The sequence below is a fragment of the Lysinibacillus sp. IITD104 genome (assembly GCF_036698265.2).
GTDB classification, from domain to species: Bacteria; Bacillota; Bacilli; order Bacillales_A; family Planococcaceae; genus Lysinibacillus; species Lysinibacillus boronitolerans.
Genome location: NZ_JBAHYH020000001.1, coordinates 4319893 through 4336588, shown reverse-complemented (window position 1 = coordinate 4336588; position 16696 = coordinate 4319893). Strand labels below are relative to the sequence as shown.

12 protein-coding genes are annotated in these 16696 nt (G+C 36.6%); 7 read left to right on the top strand and 5 right to left on the bottom strand.

Annotated features, from left to right (window positions below; all coding sequences use genetic code 11):
• Positions 1-31 precede the first annotated feature (31 nt).
• Entirely contained in the window at positions 32-1420 is a 1389-nt protein-coding gene (locus tag V1L66_RS21930) for a HAMP domain-containing sensor histidine kinase (RefSeq protein ID WP_016993268.1), read from the bottom strand.
• Positions 1417-2139, bottom strand: coding sequence for a response regulator transcription factor (locus V1L66_RS21925; RefSeq protein ID WP_333006590.1), 723 nt, complete (start codon positions 2137-2139; stop codon positions 1417-1419). The genes V1L66_RS21930 and V1L66_RS21925 overlap by 4 nt, the downstream gene beginning before the upstream one ends.
• Before the next feature lie 206 nt (positions 2140-2345).
• Between V1L66_RS21925 and V1L66_RS21920 the strand changes: the two genes are divergently transcribed.
• From V1L66_RS21920 to V1L66_RS21905, 4 genes are all read left to right on the top strand, one after another.
• Positions 2346-2960, top strand: coding sequence for a PH domain-containing protein (locus V1L66_RS21920; protein WP_016993270.1), 615 nt, complete (start codon positions 2346-2348; stop codon positions 2958-2960).
• Between the two features lie 83 nt (positions 2961-3043).
• Positions 3044-4402: an acetamidase/formamidase family protein gene (locus V1L66_RS21915; protein WP_333006589.1), complete on the top strand. Its 1359-nt coding sequence runs from the start codon at positions 3044-3046 to the stop codon at positions 4400-4402.
• 196 nt (positions 4403-4598) lie between these two features.
• Positions 4599-5153, top strand: coding sequence for an HPP family protein (locus tag V1L66_RS21910; protein ID WP_016995188.1), 555 nt, complete (start codon positions 4599-4601; stop codon positions 5151-5153).
• A 196-nt stretch (positions 5154-5349) separates the two neighbouring features.
• On the top strand, positions 5350-6825 hold the full coding sequence (locus V1L66_RS21905; RefSeq protein WP_258859434.1) for a hypothetical protein: 1476 nt from the start codon (positions 5350-5352) through the stop codon (positions 6823-6825).
• A gap of 39 nt (positions 6826-6864) precedes the next feature.
• On the opposite strand, the gene V1L66_RS21900 is transcribed toward V1L66_RS21905, so the two are convergent.
• Positions 6865-8049 (bottom strand): CaiB/BaiF CoA-transferase family protein, encoded by a 1185-nt coding sequence (locus V1L66_RS21900; RefSeq protein WP_016995185.1) that lies wholly within the window; start codon positions 8047-8049, stop codon positions 6865-6867.
• A gap of 507 nt (positions 8050-8556) precedes the next feature.
• Between V1L66_RS21900 and V1L66_RS21895 the strand changes: the two genes are divergently transcribed.
• The 3 genes from V1L66_RS21895 (at position 8557) to V1L66_RS21885 (ending at position 15337) form a co-directional block, all read left to right on the top strand.
• Positions 8557-10125 (top strand): sensor domain-containing diguanylate cyclase, encoded by a 1569-nt coding sequence (locus tag V1L66_RS21895; RefSeq protein ID WP_333006588.1) that lies wholly within the window; start codon positions 8557-8559, stop codon positions 10123-10125.
• 372 nt (positions 10126-10497) lie between these two features.
• Positions 10498-10743 (top strand): hypothetical protein, encoded by a 246-nt coding sequence (locus V1L66_RS21890; RefSeq protein WP_333006587.1) that lies wholly within the window; start codon positions 10498-10500, stop codon positions 10741-10743.
• Between the two features lie 184 nt (positions 10744-10927).
• On the top strand, positions 10928-15337 hold the full coding sequence (locus tag V1L66_RS21885; RefSeq protein WP_333006586.1) for an S-layer homology domain-containing protein: 4410 nt from the start codon (positions 10928-10930) through the stop codon (positions 15335-15337).
• Between the two features lie 82 nt (positions 15338-15419).
• Here V1L66_RS21885 and V1L66_RS21880 read toward each other — a convergent pair whose 3' ends face one another.
• A complete protein-coding gene (locus V1L66_RS21880) occupies positions 15420-16283 on the bottom strand; it encodes an IS3 family transposase (RefSeq protein ID WP_053996766.1) in 864 nt (287 codons plus the stop codon).
• Positions 16284-16291: 8 nt separating this feature from the next.
• On the bottom strand, positions 16292-16612 hold the full coding sequence (locus V1L66_RS21875) for a helix-turn-helix domain-containing protein (protein WP_016995084.1): 321 nt from the start codon (positions 16610-16612) through the stop codon (positions 16292-16294).
• Positions 16613-16696 lie beyond the last annotated feature (84 nt).

Genomic DNA, 16696 nt, shown 5'->3' with positions numbered 1-16696 from the left:
AAAATTCAATTGGTTAAATTTGGTTTATTACTTATTGGTATCCCTTTTGTAGATCAATAATAACGCATGTACCTTTTCCTTTTTCCGAGGTGATGGTCACTGTTCCTCCATGGGCCTCAATGATATCTCTAGCAATAGCTGTGCCTAAACCAGTACCAGCAGTATTGTCCGTATTTGTGCCTCGATAATAGCGTTCAAAAATATGTTCTAAATCCTCTGGGGCTATCCCCTTGCCATTATCAGAAATTGAAAGAGTATGCTCATCAACAGACACATGGACAGATACATCGGGAGCATTGTGAAGCAGAGCATTGTGTAAAAAGTTCATGATAGCTCTGCGCATAAAATGTTCATCGATTTGATGCAGGCTGTTCTCGGTTGTCGCCTCAAACGTAAGATTAGCCTGTTCATATTGTGGTGTATTTAATGTTTCAATCACTATCTCTCGAATAAAAGGCACCATGTTAACTTCATTTAGTGTAAGTGGAAGCTGTTGATGTCTTAAACGCATCGTTAAATTTAAGTCATCCAGTAGATTTTGCATATGCAATGATTGTTTTTCTATAATTTGTGCGTACTCCATTTGCTCAGTATTGGTTATTTGTGCATCATTCAATAGTTCTGCATAACCTCGTATAGAGGCAAGTGGGGTTTTCATATCGTGGGAGACATTACTAATCCATTCTTCACGCATGATCTCTAGTCTCTTTCGCTCCTGTTCATGAGCTGCCAATTCTCGTGATACTTCATTTAAGTTTTCAAAAACCGGCTTGTAGACACCACCAGGAGCCTTAATAGACGTATGATCATGATTTTTTAAATGGTGAATGCGATCTATCATCGCATAAAGAGGCTTTGTTAATGTACGACCAAAAAGCCACCCTACTAATGTAGCTACTAACAAGTCCGCAATCACGATGAACAGGCCAAATTTTCCTATAAACTGTAAGAGTGATGTGCCAGAAACATGCGTCACAATTCTTGTAACACCGCTTCCTTTAATACCGATTAAATAACTAATGGGATCCTTACTGCCAATATACACCGTAGTATCAGAATCGAATTCTTTATATTTATATACTTGAATTAAGTCGATAGGTGCATAGTGCAATGGTGCTTTATCTGGTGCAAAATGTGAATCAATAACTTGGCCATTTTCATCAAGCAATTGTATCCAAGCATTTCTTTGATGCAATTGTTCGAGTCCTTCTGCACGTATGGAGGTTGCTCCATTTTTTATCTCGATATATTTTTGGAATTCTCGCACAAAGTCTTCCTCTTCGGTGGCAGAAACGCCTTCAGAGTCAGTTGCTAGCCGATAAGTAAGGAGTCCCAGGAAGATAGCTGTATTGACGAAAATAACAATGATGACTATAGAAAGTACGGAAAGGAGAAAGCGAGCGGTTAATTTCCACTTCATTCTTGTGCCTCTTTAGGCATGATAAACTTATAGCCAAGTCCTTTTACAGTTGTGATATATAGAGGATTAGAGGCATCCTGCTCAATTTTTTCACGCAAACGACGAATATGCACCATAACAGTGTTATCAGAACCGAAGAAATCCTCTCCCCATACACGTTCAAACAATGTTTCTTTACTTAAAATTCGATTGGGATTGTGCATAAAGCACGCCATTAATCCAATTTCCTTAGCTGTTAACTCCAATAATACGCCATTTTTATGCACCTCAGTTTCATCGGCATTCAACTGAAATGGTCCAATTTGTAGTGTTTTTTCAACAATATTCGTTACGGTATCTTGTGTTTGATAGCCAGCTCTACGCAATTGAGCCTTCACTCGATAGGCAACTTCTTTAGGACTAAAAGGTTTTGTAATATAATCATCTCCGCCAATGGCTAATCCTAAAATTTTATCAATTTCCTCGTTTTTAGCAGACATAAAGAGTACAGGGACATGGGATACTTCACGGATACGCCTACATAAATCGTAGCCCTCACCATCTGGAAGCATGACATCTAGAAGTATAATATCAGGTGTTGCTTGTTGAAAGCTTGTCCAAGCATCGTGAATGGTGCCAGCTGTATAAATTTGTTTGTAGCCCTCTTTTTGTAAGCTTACTTTAAGAAGATTCGCTAAATCAGCCTCATCATCCACTACTAAAATGGTTGGTTCTTGCACTTGTTCACACGACCTTTCGATTTGGAAGAATCATTACTGACAATCATTATAAATGAAATGTATAGAAAAGAGGAAATGTTGGGTTGCACATCTTAACCAACAGATGATTTTAAGAGAAGCAACATTTTGTATATAAACCGCTCCATAGTGAAACCTTTAGAGATGGTAAAGCGTAAAAAGAGTATGACAAATTAGGAGGAATGACGATGTTTAAAAAAATAGCAGCAGATGCACTTGGACTTTCAGATATTGGAGTGGTTGTACCGCGAGAGGACTATGATAAGACAGATGCAGATGATTTTATCTTACATGAAATTGATGAAAAAATTTATTTTTTAATTAAAACGAAGGCAGATGAGTATTGCTTTACGAATCGTGCCATTATTCATGTAGATGGCGAAAGCGCTATGAGTAAGAAACGATTACTGCGACGCTATGATTATTCAATGTATACTGTTACAGAAGTTTTTCTCGAAACAGCAGGAACAATCGACCTTGATGTCGAAATTAAGTTTACAATCGGCAATTCCCCACTATCCATCGACATTCATAAACGCTTTATAGATGATATTAAAGATTTATATAAAGCACTACATGCCATTAGCTATGAACAAAAGAACAATGCTTATAAGTTAGAAGTAGCAGAAAAAAGTTTACACATTGCTTCTTCTTCACTTGGACGAATTGGCAATGACAACATTTCTCCATCAGCGTCATTCGAGGAAATTACACGCTTTGCAAATACTTGGATGATCGATCATAAAGATAAGTATAAAAAAGAAGACTTCTCACATATTTTTGATTTATATATGAACAATTGATAAAAATAGCTCTCTGCAAGTGTGGAGAGCATTTTTAACATATAACGATATACATAAAAATTATTCTAGGAGCGTGATAGAAAATGACAAACGAATTGCATGTGCTAGAAAAAGAAGAGGTAGAAAGTGATGATTTTATACAGCGACCTCAAGCCGCTGAGACATTGTTCGTAAATGAGTTTATTGATGGTATTTTAGATCCGTCACAAAAGATGTTAGGACCGGTTAAGGATGGTGGAACGATTATTGCCAATACAACACCTGGGTGTTGGGGGCCCATGCTTACACCCACTATTCGTGGAGGACATGAAGTTACGAAGCCCGTGTTTGTAGAAGGGGCAGAGGTGGGTGACGCTATTGTTATAAAAATTAAATCTATTCAGGTCACATCTCTTGCAACTTCATCTGGTCATGATGAGGCAATTGTAGATCGATTCATTGGTGATCCGTTTGTTTCTGTAAAATGCCCAGGCTGTGGGAAGCTTCATCCAAGCACAGTTGTAAAAGGAATAGGGCCACATGCAATTCGATGTTCAACATGTGATACAGAAACCGCACCCTTTAAAATGACAAATGGCTATACGATGGCACTAGATCATAAAGGGCAAATGGGTGTGACTGTTGGACGTGAGGGTGCTAGACGAATTGCACTTGATGCTAGGAACTTCATGAGAACACCTGAAAATTCTGTACAAAATCCTGTTGTTGCACTAGCTCCAAGTGACTTAGTAGGTGTAATGGCGAGAATGCGACCATTTTTAGGTCAGCTTGGTACAACCCCTTCTAAAGCGATGCCAGATTCTCATAATGCTGGTGACTTCGGTTCATTCTTAATTGGAGCACCACATGAATATGCTTTTACCCAAGATGAATTGGATTTACATCGTACCGATGGACATATGGATATCAACCGAGTTCGTGAAGGGGCGACAATAATTTGTCCGGTTAAGGTACCAGGCGGTGGTGTATATATTGGAGATATGCATGCCATGCAAGGGGATGGGGAGATTGCTGGTCATACAACCGATGTAGCGGGTATTGTGCAGCTTCAAGTAAAAGTCTTGAAAAAAGTAGCATTGCAAGGCCCGGTTTTACTACCAAATGTAGAAGATTTACCTTATACAGCAAAGCCCTTTACGAAGGAAGAAAAACGTCGTGCACGTGAGCTAGCGGAGGAATTCGGTGTTAAACAGGTAGAGGATGCATTCCCAGTGTCGGTGGTTGGTTCTGGTAAAACGTTAAACGATGCGACTGATAACGCGATCAGTCGAGCTGCGAAGCTATTTGAGATGAGCGAGCCAGAGGTTTTAAATAGAGCAACAATCACAGGCTCCATTGAAATCGGACGCCATCCAGGGGTTGTTACAGCCACCTTCCAAGTACCTAAATCCGTATTGAAAAAGGTAAGAATATATAAAACTATTAAAAAACAATATGACTAATAGATGATTTCTTGAAAAAGCAAACTTTTAAAAGTTTGCTTTTTGTATGGGTTACAAGTCAGATAAGTAAAGGTTTGACTGAAATTTGAAATTTGGATTGAAATCTATTGTTGTGTTGATATAATAGTTAAAGTTTAACAATGATTAACATGACGTATATAAATAAATGAGTATGGAAGAGAAAAGTTGGTGTCGAATGACAGAAATCATAGGTGCGGAAAACAAAATAGAGAAAAAGAGTAGTATAAAACCTTTTATATTAAAAATGAGAGGAGGAGGTCATGCTCCTTCTCGAACAAATTTCGCAGATGCCTTTACTGGAGCAATAGGTGGATTAATATGCATTTTTGTGTTGCTATGGCTAACTAACATTACCGATTCACCTTGGTTAATGGCATCATTAGGCGGTAGCTGTGTTCTTGTATTTGTCGTCTGGAATGCACCATTGTCACAGCCTCGAAATATAATTGGAGGTCATTTCATTTCAGCCTTTATTGGGTTGACCATGTATTCATTACTAGGCTCCAATATATTGTCTATTAGTCTTGGCGTTGGATTAACTATATTTTTTATGGCCTTTTTAGGTGTCATCCATCCTCCAGCAGGCGCCAATCCTATAATTATTATTTTAGGAGGTTATGGTTGGAGTTATTTACTAACCCCTGTATTCATTGGAGCAGTCATCATTGTATTTTTCGGGTTGCTGATAAATAATTTACGAGAAAAAAGAAAATATCCATTGTTTTGGTAAGGATGATATCCATCTATGAAGTGTGTTCACTTAATAGATGGTTTTTTATTTGTTAACGTTTTCGCTATGCATACCGATATTTTTTTAGCATATGTTAGTTAAGATTTGTTATATTGAAGAAAGAGTGTAAAAAACATGTATTTGAATGGTAGGGGAAGATCTTTGTTGGTAGAAATTGATGGGAGGATCCATTTTTATGCTGTTGGACTGTGATGAGCAATTATTCATGGCTTATAAACAAAAAAGTGAAAAGGGTGCTGAAAATATACTAGCAACATGGCTGGAGGCAGAGTCAAATCTACAAGAAGATCCAAAAATACTTGGTACTTCGCTTTCACCCAAACTATTTTTAGTAAACGAAGAAACGGCTAAGAATATTGCCTTTTCCACAGCACGTAAATATTGGGGTCATGTATCAACAGAAATGCAAATGTATTTTGACAAGTATGGTTTGGATTCAAAATTTGTGAATGAGCGTCTCAGTGCTTTTTTCTATACACAAAAAGGTAAAGATACTTTTTTTGAGCAGCTTTTTGCCCAACATACAATAGACTTAGAACGTTTAATTTGGTTGGTTTTCGGAAAACGAATGCAAATGGCTATGCCAGTTAATGAGCTACAATCAATTATTTTATATAAATTTCAAGATGAATATTTAGTGCATATGATGTATAAAGAGCATGCGTCTTTTTGGCATTGGCTTTTCACAAAAAAAGTTTATTCACTGCTTATCCACAAACCATTAGAGCAATTCACATTTCTTTATGAAATAATGGGACATTTCGAGCAATCTATGAGAGAAAATTGTGAACATGTGGATAACTTTGTGTATAACTATAAGGCAATACTGGATAAGTGTATAACTCATGTGGATAAGCATAATGCTAGCTGTTTGGCAAAGAAACAGTTACGTCTTTATCAAATTGTTACTCATTACTGCTTATCAGAAGGTGATTTTAATAGTGTCAAAGCGTTTATTACCTCATTTGAAGCCGAATGGCGCTACTCAATGTATGCACTATCAGAGAAGGAGAAAGTGTTAATTGCCTATATTTTATTTCATATAGCAAATAGAGAACAGCAGAGTGAAAAGGTTATACATTATGGTGAATATTTATTAGAGGATGAACGAATAAATAATTATGCCATTGAGATACTACTGGAGTATAAAGAACTATTACCAAATCGTAAACCAACACCACCTGCCATTATTAAAAATTATCAGCTAAATTATTTAGAAAATTTATATGCCATTCTACTTGAGCACTATGTAAAAATGGCACGTTATGAGGATGGCTTACTTTTATTAAAAGAGCATGTTTTAGCATCGAATAAAAAAATTAATTCCTCATTAGTACAAAAAAACTTTAGTAGTGAACAACTTATTGCGATTGAGGCATATGTTCAACAGGATATAGCACTTCATGTGAATAACTCTCTACAGCATATTGGCTTGTCTGTGGAAGAGTGGCGACGCAATTATCGTCAACCAGATGCACCATACTATGTTGTAGCACAAAGTGCTTCTCTGCATATGTTAAATATTTTAAGAGTATTGTTTGTCACCGAGCAGTACGAGCTTTTTGAAAAATTAATGGAGATTTATAAAAAATATCTACTAATTGATGATCATTTTGAAAACCTACGTATGTTTATTAGTGCGTATGTATAAAAAAGGTGTCTAATACGTCACAGTATTAGACACCTTTTTTTACTCTAAAACGCCTTTTTCTTTCAAAGCTTCGATTTGTTCAGCATCAAAGCCCAGAGATAATAAAACTTCCTCATTATGCTCTCCTAGCTTAGCGCCAACATGCTTGTATTCAGGCTGCGCACCATCAAATTTAAATGGAGAGGCGATTTGTTTTTGCATAGTCCCATCGCTTTTGGGAATAGTTACAATCATTTCTCGTGCCTTTAGCTGTGGGTGCTCACATGCTTCAGGAAATGTTAGAACTGGCTCTACACAACCTTCAAAATCCTCGTTAAATACTTCAAGCCATTCCTCATATGTCTTGGACAAAAAGGCGTCGTGAACAGCCTCTTTAAAACGAATTTGTGTATAGTAGGAATCATTGAAGGTGTTATCGATTAACTCAGGAATATCGAGTGCTTCACAGAGTAATTTGCGAAATTGAGGCTCTAAACTACCAACAGAGAAAAACCGCCCATCCTTTGTTTTGTAAAAATCATAGTAACTGCCTCCATTTAAAATTTCTTGCTCTGGCTGTGGGACACGTCCACCTCCAATAAATGCAGCTCCATACATAGCATTAAGTGAAAAGACAGCATCTGTCATACTAATATCGATGAACTGTCCTTCTCCAGTTTTTTCACGATGAAGGGCAGCAGCAAGCACGCCAATTGCTGCATGCATAGTCCCTCCAGCTATGTCAGCTAGTTGAACGCCCATGGAAACAGGCTTTTTATCCTTATGGCGGGAATAGTCGAGTATGCCTGCTAAGGATAGATAGTTATTATCATGTCCTGGTCGATTACTATAAGGCCCTGTTTGACCATAGCCAGTAATGGCACAATAAATAACCTTAGGATTTATTTCTTTAAGCGCTTCATAGCCGATGCCAAGTCGCTCCATTACACCGGGTCGAAACCCTTCGATAATAACGTCATACTCCTGTACAAGTGATTTAACAATGTCGATAGCTTCTGGTGATTTTAAATTTAACGTTATGGATTTTTTTGATCGATTTAAATGTTGATGGATGTATGCCTCGTGATCATCGTCATAGGGAGGCATAATTCGCGTTAAATCAACTCGCTTAGAAGATTCAACATGGATGACATCTGCTCCTAAATCAGCAAAAATCATTGTCGCCATTGGTCCTGGTAGTAATGCAGAAAAATCGAGAATTTTTAACCCCTTTAAAATGCCCAAATCTTCCAACCCCTTTTTGTGTAGGCTACACAACCATCTGTATGATGATGGCGAGTAGCGCTTTTCTCATAATCCCCATTGTGTGAAAAGCGTATTCTATATACTGTATTATTACAGTTTATTATATTTTAATGAGTATTATAACAGATTGAATCTTAACTTGCCTATGCTAATTTTTATTATAAAATAAACGCTTCAACTTTTATATGTCAGAATAACAATAAAAGTAAAAAAATTTAGAATTTAGATTTTCTATCAAATTTCAGATAATTAGAGTCAGCTGTTAGAATATTTAATCTAAGTATCTAAAATGTTGGAATTTTGTTTGCTAGATTCTATAGGATACGACCTCTTTTATTGTTACAATCCTAGAGGTGTATTGGATTCTTCTTACCCAATTAATACATGTTACTTTTACCTATAGGAGTCTTTGCTTATAATAGGCACTAATTGTTTAAAGAATCTCTCAAAATATACATATTAAAAAATATAAACAGGAGGGCAGAAATGAAATCGCACCGATTAAAATTAAAGCATCTTATAATGGGCGTAGCGATGGCGGCATTCTTTTTTACAAGCATTGGTAGTGTTTGGGGCGGGTATAGGATGAACATTGATTCCATTAAGGAAAATACGCTAGAAACGAATAGAGTTTATGCTCAAAAATTGGCCTCAACGGCTGATTCCTATCTACATGAGGCTTTTCAAATCTTAGGATATAGTGCGGATCAGATCAGGACGAAAATGGATGATGAACAAGTATTGAATCAGGAAACAGAGCGATTGAGATTGCAAAATCAAATGTTCAATTCTGTGGTTATAACAAATGCAAAGGGACTTGTTTTATCTGTCTCCCCACCCTCTATAGAGATTAAAGGAGAGGTTTTAACATCAATTGGCGCTAAAGAGGCATTAGCCAAAAAGACACCAATTATTTCTAAGCCATATGAGGCGATGACAGGGCGGCTCATCATTTTTATATCGTACCCTATTTTCTCAGAGTCCAATGAATATCTAGGAATGATTGCTGGCACTATTTATTTAAAGGAACCTAATGCCTTTAAAACCTTATTGGGAGAACATTATAGTAAGGATGGTTCTTACGTATATGTAGTTGATTCAGATGGACGAGTTATCTATCATCAAGATCCAAGCCGTATTAATGACGTTGTAACCAAAAATAAAGTGGTTCAGGCTGTTACATCCGGCAAGGATGGTGCTCAACTAGTTGAAAATACAAAAGGTGTGAAAATGCTAGCTGGCTATAGTGCAGTGGCATCGACAGGGTGGGGAGTTGTTGCACAGAAACCTTTAGATGTAGCATTAGCACCTTCATTTGATCGTGTACAGGAGGTCATTATAAAATCTGTTCCTCTTATGATTGTTTCGATCATCATTGTACTTTGGGCTGCAGCACGTATTGCGAATCCTTTACAACAACTAGCATCATTAACAGAAGAAAGTTTAGATAAGAAAAATGTTGAAGGTTTAAAATCTGTAAGTGGATGGTACTTTGAAGCCTATTCTTTGAAGAATGCATTGGTTCGAAGCTTATCGTTTCTACATGGACAGGTCTCTTTTTTTAAGGATCAATCTACTGTTGACCCACTGACGGGTATTACGAACCGACGTACAATGGATTCAATGCTTGCTGAGTGGTTAGCAAATAAGATACCTCATGCCATTATTTTGTTAGATTTAGATCACTTTAAAAGTGTGAATGATACATATGGACATGCAATAGGCGATAAAGTTTTACAATTTTTAGCTAGACAAATGGAATCAGTAGCTCGTGAAGGCGATGTCTGCTGCCGGTACGGTGGCGAGGAATTTGTCATGCTTCTTCCGAATACGACGGCACAGGAAGCAACACTAGTTGCTGAACAACTACGAAAAGCTTTAGCCGATACAGTCAGTCCATGTGGTAGACCAATAACATTATCTGCAGGAATAGCGGTCTATCCAGCGATGGCAAATACAACTGAAGCGCTAATTGAAGCGGCTGATGATGCACTTTACCTAGCGAAACAAGAAGGGCGCAATCAAGTAAAAGTTGCAGTCTCAAAAAAGGATTAAAAAAAATATAATAAAAGAGCTTACAACGCAAATTTTTGGGGTAATGATTAATGCAAACATCATTTGGGCAAGCTATGTATAAGTCATCCGCCACATGACTTTTAAACATGTTCAAATGATATGTAACTCGGGCCACATCTCTTGATCGACTTGACAAGACGTAAGGTTATCCCCCTTTCCCTTATGACACCCAAGTACGACTAGATGCATGCCTATATATCGTCAAAAGCCAAGCGAGCACCGATGCTCCTTGGCTTTTTTTGTTGAGTGCTTTAGTGAAGTTCATTTGATATTTGGTGGGGAATACAAATAGGGTGGAATCCTTATGAAATGCTTGGGAATAATTAGGTTGTTTTAATGAGGAGTGTGGGAGTGATCACAAAAGTGAGGTATCCGCTCAAAGAGGGTGAGGAAGTGATCACAAAAGAGTTGCCCCCGCTCATAAGAAGTCTGAAAGTGATCACAAAAGAGCTGCCTCCGCTCATAAGGAGTGAGGAAGTGATCACAAAAGAGTTGCCCCCGCTCATAAGGAGTAAGAAAGTGATCCATAAAGAGTTGCCCCCGCTCATAAGAAGTGTAAAAGTAATCCCTAGAAATCAATCCTACCTGGGTTACTAAGGGGAATTGAAACTATTTTTCGACAAAGAAATTAGCATAGTCTGAAACTATTATAAGTATTAAGAATTTTACCTGACTATTTTAAACTTATCTATGAAGGTTCACTAGCCTTTGGTCGATATAAAGGATATGAGCAAAATGATATTTGTACGTATCAAAATACATAAGCGAAAGGAAGAGTGGAATGGATAAATCTAAAATCCAAAAAGTAAATAAAGCCTTGATTGCAACAGTATTTGCTTCAAGTGGGATTGCTGTAGTAGTACCACCACCAAAAGCAGCAGCGGCTTCTTCTCCCTTTACGGATATTAACCAGTACACAGATCATTATAACGATATATTAAAATTATATTCACAAGGGGTAATTAAAGGGTTTGCCGACAATACATTTCGTCCAGATGTGAATGTAACACGTGGACAGGCAGCGAAAATGTTGGCAACTGTTTTAAAATTGGATACGAAAAATATCCAAGATCCTTATTTTAAAGACGTACCTAAAGGTAGCGAATATTATAAATATGTCGCTGCATTGCAAAACGCAGGCATCATGTCAGGTTATTCAAACGGAACATTTATGCCAAATGAAGTCATTACTCGAGGCGAACTTGCCAAAATGGTAGTGGTTGGGTTCCATTTAGAGGTATCCCAAAATTATAATAATATTTTTAAGGATGTTAATAGCCAAACAAGTAACGCTCTCTATATTCAAACAGTTATTGACTTAAATATTACCGAGGGTACAACCCCGGTTACTTTCTCACCGTTTGCTCCAGTAACCCGTGGACAGTTTGCTTCGTTTGTTGTAGGTTCACAGGAGAAGAAGAGCAATGAAACATCATTCAAAATTACAAGTGTTGAAGATGATACAGTTTATGTAAATGGTGAATCTTACACAATTCCAGAACATCTTTCTCATATTTTTAACGACTATAATGCACCTGTCTTAAAAGGTGCCTACATTGAGGGTGATCTTTCAGGGAAAGTAATTCGATCCATTTCTAAGCTAACGCTTAATGCAAGTGGAACAAGTTCTCGTTCACTTGATTTCGATGGTAATTACGGATCTTTTGGTGCAACGATTATTGTAAATGGTAACTATATTGAATTCTCTAATATGACATTGACAGGGACAATGTTTGTCAATGAAACAGTTCGCCCACCATTGCATATAGGTGCTGCAAACCATCAACCATTAGCTCTTGGACGTGTAGCAAGTAACAATATCTCATTTATCAATTGGTCGAATCCAGATAACAATAAAGGAGAAGATTCGTCGAGCAACAATTCGAATGATCTTCAAAATTGGACAAAACCAAATACTGATAATGACAAGCCATTTGTCAATTGGTCTAAAGAAAAAGAGGAAATGAAAAATGTTGAAAAGTACCTTGAATTCTATAACAGCAGTGTTTCTCGACTCGTCGTTTCTCAAACGGGTACAAAAATTGAAACAAATACAAAACTACCACGAGTAGACATCATTGGAAATGTGCGAGAGTTTGAAATTCAAGGCAATATTGGTACGTTAAATTTAAATACTGAAACAAAACTCACAATTTATGGTTCAGGAAATATAGATTGGATTAATTACAATAGCTATACAGATCTTGAGCTGTATATTGATGGTCGAATGGGCACATTATTTGTTGATAATGCATATGGCAAGATTGATATTGGAGATTATACGTATATTGATAAAGTTATTTTACCTAAGGACGTGTCACCGAATGATATCTTCGATGACTTCTTAGATGATAAAGATAATGTTGGGGAAATTACTGATCCAGATGGCAAACCAATCGATAAAGACGATAATGAGAACCAAAATCCTGATGATAAAACAAAACCTCTTGTTAGTATTACGGAACTCCAATTACTAAATGGTAGTGAGATACAAGTAGATTTCACTTCAGATGAAGTCGGTACCTACTACTACATTGTGCGTGAAAAGGATGTAGAGGCACCAAATAAAAGTGAAATGGTCAACCGTCTTTCAAACAAGAATGTAGCACATGGAACTGGTGCAGCCATTAAAGGTAAGAATACTATTAAGGTTTCTAATTTAGGTGAGAAAAAAGAATATGTTATCTACATTATGGTAGTAGATGGATCGAAAAATGCATCAGATATTGTATCTCAATCCTTCCAAATGAAAGATGCATCACCACCAGTAGTAAAATCTTTACAAGTTACGCCTTTACATGGTGGAACAAGAGCTGAATTCAAGTTTACTGCAAGTGAACCTGGAGACTATTACTATTATTTACGCCCAAAAACGACAGCACCTGACCCAACAACAGCAGATATTGTTGCCAATCCAACGGGTAAAGGGAAAGCAAAGGCTGGCGCATTACCAATAACAGGAATTTTAACAGGCTTACAGGCTGAAACTGGCTATCAGCTTTATGTAGTGATGAAAGACGAATCAGGCAACTTTTCAGTAGACCCTGCTGTAGCTAAGGATTTTACAACGAAAGAGCTTGATAATATTCATCCGTTTGTCGAAAATAAAATTTTAGAACGAAAAGGGCTTAATCAAGTATATGTTTACTTCAACGAAAGGTTAGATAAAGAAACCGCGCAAGATGTTAAAAACTATGAATTATCCGGTACTGGGATAATTAACGTTACAGGGCAAAAAGTAATTAGTCCCGAAGAGGCTATTTATGAAGAATATGGTTCTGGCAAATCAAGAGTATTATTAAAAGTTCCTTCATTAAGCGGGTTTATTAATCATGATACTTTAACTGTAACAGTATTACCTGGAGTTAAAGATTTGGCATTTAATGATTTTGAAAATATAAGTACGGTTCCTTCTGGAGCTATTCCGAATAATTATGCAGAATATATGCACTCAGATATAGATACTCCAAAATTAAAAATTGAAAAGGTAATGAAAAATGCTGAAAAAACTAAGATTGAAGTAGAGTTTTCAACAGATAAAGCGGGAACTTTCTACTATATGATTATGCCTCAAAATACAGATATGGATGCTCTAAATATAGACTCCCGTGATTTTATAGATGAGTTCACATCAAAACCAAGTGGCAAATTTGACAATAATAGTGGTGCGAAAATTTATTTATTCAAGGAAGGTGAAAAGATAGCCAATAGAGGCAACACTAAGTTTGATATTGTATTATCAGATTTGGCAGTTGATCCATTTACAAGTTATTCTGTATATATGGTAGTAAAGGATCGTTCCGGAAATTTATCTATCATTGAAGATGCCCTAATTGCTGATGATAGTAAGCCTCCACTAATTGGAGATATTCAAGTAACACCAAAAGGAGAGAAACCAGGAAAACCAGGAGAAGAGACTGCTGATATCACACTTAACTCTGATGAAAAAGGTTTTATATATTATGCTGCATTACCAAAATATAAGAAAAATCCAGTTAGCGGTGTGCTTGAGCTGAATCCAGATATATATGATAATAGTGGCAATTTAAAACCATTACCTGGAACAACTGATTCATCTAAAGATAGTGCTACAAGGAAAGCTGCCTTCTTAAGTGCTGCAACAGGCTATAAGCGTGCGTCATTAGATGCGGGTAATAATAAACTTTCAATTGATAAATTAATATCCCATGAAGAATATGTGTTATACATTGGAGTTGAAGACACACCTGGGAACTTCACAGTGCAGCAAAGGGTAGGTACTACGCAAGAATATGGTGATGTTATGATGAAACCATTCTATGCGGACGGGACAGCACCAAAGATAGATCCTATTATCAAGAAAATTACAGAGTATGAGTACGAGGAAATACCTCAATTATTGAGTTCAAAAGTTGAATATGAGTTTAATAAAACTTTTGTTATAACATTTTCAGAAGCTATATCAATATCAGATTCTAGCTTAGATATACCTGTACAAAATAAAGAAGCAGAGACATTAGCAACTCTAAAAAATGTGCTACAAGATATAGCAGGTACAACTATCAAAAATATAAAATGGCAAGATTTAACAGATGTTCCTACATGGAAAGAACGGAAATTAATAATTACATTTGATGATAAAGTAACTTCCGATATAACAGTTGATATGAATTCAAATCAATTGAAAAATATCACTGATTTAGGCAAAATATCGTTTAGTGGTGACACATCTATAGGAAAGTACAAAGTAGATAAATCACCTAACGATGTAAATATTTTAAATGAAGCAGTTCTTGAGGATCAGAAAATCATTGGAGATACAGCTAGATCCACAAAACTAACAATTCTAGCTAATCTAAAAGCTGATTCGAATTGGAAGCAAAGGTTCTACTATGCTACATCTAATAATCCTTTAGTAATGGATCAGGAAACTGTACACAGAATAATTAAATCTGTTGAAACAAAAAAACTCCAAGATAATATGGGATCTATAATTTTAGTGGGAGCAGATAATGTAGTAGGTAATGAAGGTAACAGCTTTGAGCGAACTTTTAATGCTGCACAATCACCAAGTAGTGGAAATACAAATGTGTTTATGGAAGGGCAGTATTTCTACTTATTTACACTAGATCAATATGGTAATGTAATTTGGGCACAAGACTCAAAAGACGAGAATAAAAAATATAAAGTTATTAAACGACAAACTAATTAATAATTGAAAAATGACAATAAAAACCGACCTTAGTTCCAATAAAGTGGACTTACCCCTGTCAAGTAGACAGCTTTAAAAAAGACTAAGCAGCCATCTGGTGTCGATATTCTATCGGTGCCAGGTGGTTGAGTCGTTTTTGGAAGCGTTGGAAGTTATAAAAGTAGATGTATTGCTCAACGGCTTGCCTCACTGCTTCTTCCGTATTATCGTGTAAAAGATACAAACACTCGCTTTTAAAGTGCGAGAAGAACGACTCGATACAAGCGTTATCATGGCAGTTTCCTTTGCGAGAATGACTGCCAATCATGCCAAGTTGACTTACGGTCTGATGATACTTAATCGATGTGTATTGGAAGCCCTGATCCGAATGGATGATGCTTCGGTACACCTTTCTTTTTGCCGTCAATTCCTGTAGTGTGTCCATGACTAATTCTAAATCGTTACGCTCACTAATTTTCCAGGCGACAATTTCGTTGTTATATAAATCTTGTACAGCTGATAGGTAGAGAAAACCATTTTTCGTCGGTAAATATGTAATATCTGTCACGAGCACCTCATTTTCTACACGCTCCTTAAAATTACGCGCCAGCACATTATCAAATACACGTGATAGTCGATTTCCCCATATACGATGCTTTTTACGGATAATCGATTGAATACCCAACTCACTCATTAATCGATAGACCTTCTTATGATTCACATGAAATCCTTTGTCTCGTAAAGCGATTTTCATACGAGGATAACCATACATTTTATGCGTTTGATGAATCGCTAAAATATGCTCCTTTAAAAGGATATCATCACGTTTACGTAACGATACCTTGCCATTTTTAAGCCATCTATAATAACCTGAACGTTCAACTTTCGCCATTTCAGTGAGCCATGTAATCGGATACCGATCTTTCATTTCTTCGATAATATGATAACGGTCTGGATAAGTGGGCATTCCTCCATTTACAGATTTGGATACTGCTTTTTTAAGTATTCTACCTGTGCCTTATAGTAATCACGTTCTTCTTCTACAGTTTTAAAGTGGGTACGTTTTCCTTTTAACGGATTCTTCACACCTTTCGCTCCAGAACCCGTAGATGGAAGGCGATTAAAGGCTTCAATTGATCCAACTTCTTTAAATTTTTTCACCCAGGCCTTCACTTGTGAAACATTGCGAATTTCATATCGATCCGCAATCTTTTGCATACTTTCATTGCTCGTTAAATAGGCTTGTACAATTTCTAACTTCAATTCATTTGAATACGTATTATTTTTTCGCGACATAGAGAAAATCCCCTTTAAGTAAAATGTTTATCTACAGCGTACTGTAGGTTTTTTAACATTGTCTACTTAAAGGGGATAATATCA

Coding starts and splice junctions, on each gene's coding strand:
- V1L66_RS21875 (WP_016995084.1), bottom strand. CDS start 16,612: ATGTCGCGAAAAAATAATACGTATTCAAATGAATTGAAGTTAGAAATT.
- V1L66_RS21880 (WP_053996766.1), bottom strand. CDS start 16,283: ATGCCCACTTATCCAGACCGTTATCATATTATCGAAGAAATGAAAGAT.
- V1L66_RS21905 (WP_258859434.1), top strand. CDS start 5,350: ATGCTGTTGGACTGTGATGAGCAATTATTCATGGCTTATAAACAAAAA.
- V1L66_RS21885 (WP_333006586.1), top strand. CDS start 10,928: ATGGATAAATCTAAAATCCAAAAAGTAAATAAAGCCTTGATTGCAACA.
- V1L66_RS21920 (WP_016993270.1), top strand. CDS start 2,346: ATGTTTAAAAAAATAGCAGCAGATGCACTTGGACTTTCAGATATTGGA.
- V1L66_RS21910 (WP_016995188.1), top strand. CDS start 4,599: ATGACAGAAATCATAGGTGCGGAAAACAAAATAGAGAAAAAGAGTAGT.
- V1L66_RS21915 (WP_333006589.1), top strand. CDS start 3,044: ATGACAAACGAATTGCATGTGCTAGAAAAAGAAGAGGTAGAAAGTGAT.
- V1L66_RS21930 (WP_016993268.1), bottom strand. CDS start 1,420: ATGAAGTGGAAATTAACCGCTCGCTTTCTCCTTTCCGTACTTTCTATA.
- V1L66_RS21895 (WP_333006588.1), top strand. CDS start 8,557: ATGAAATCGCACCGATTAAAATTAAAGCATCTTATAATGGGCGTAGCG.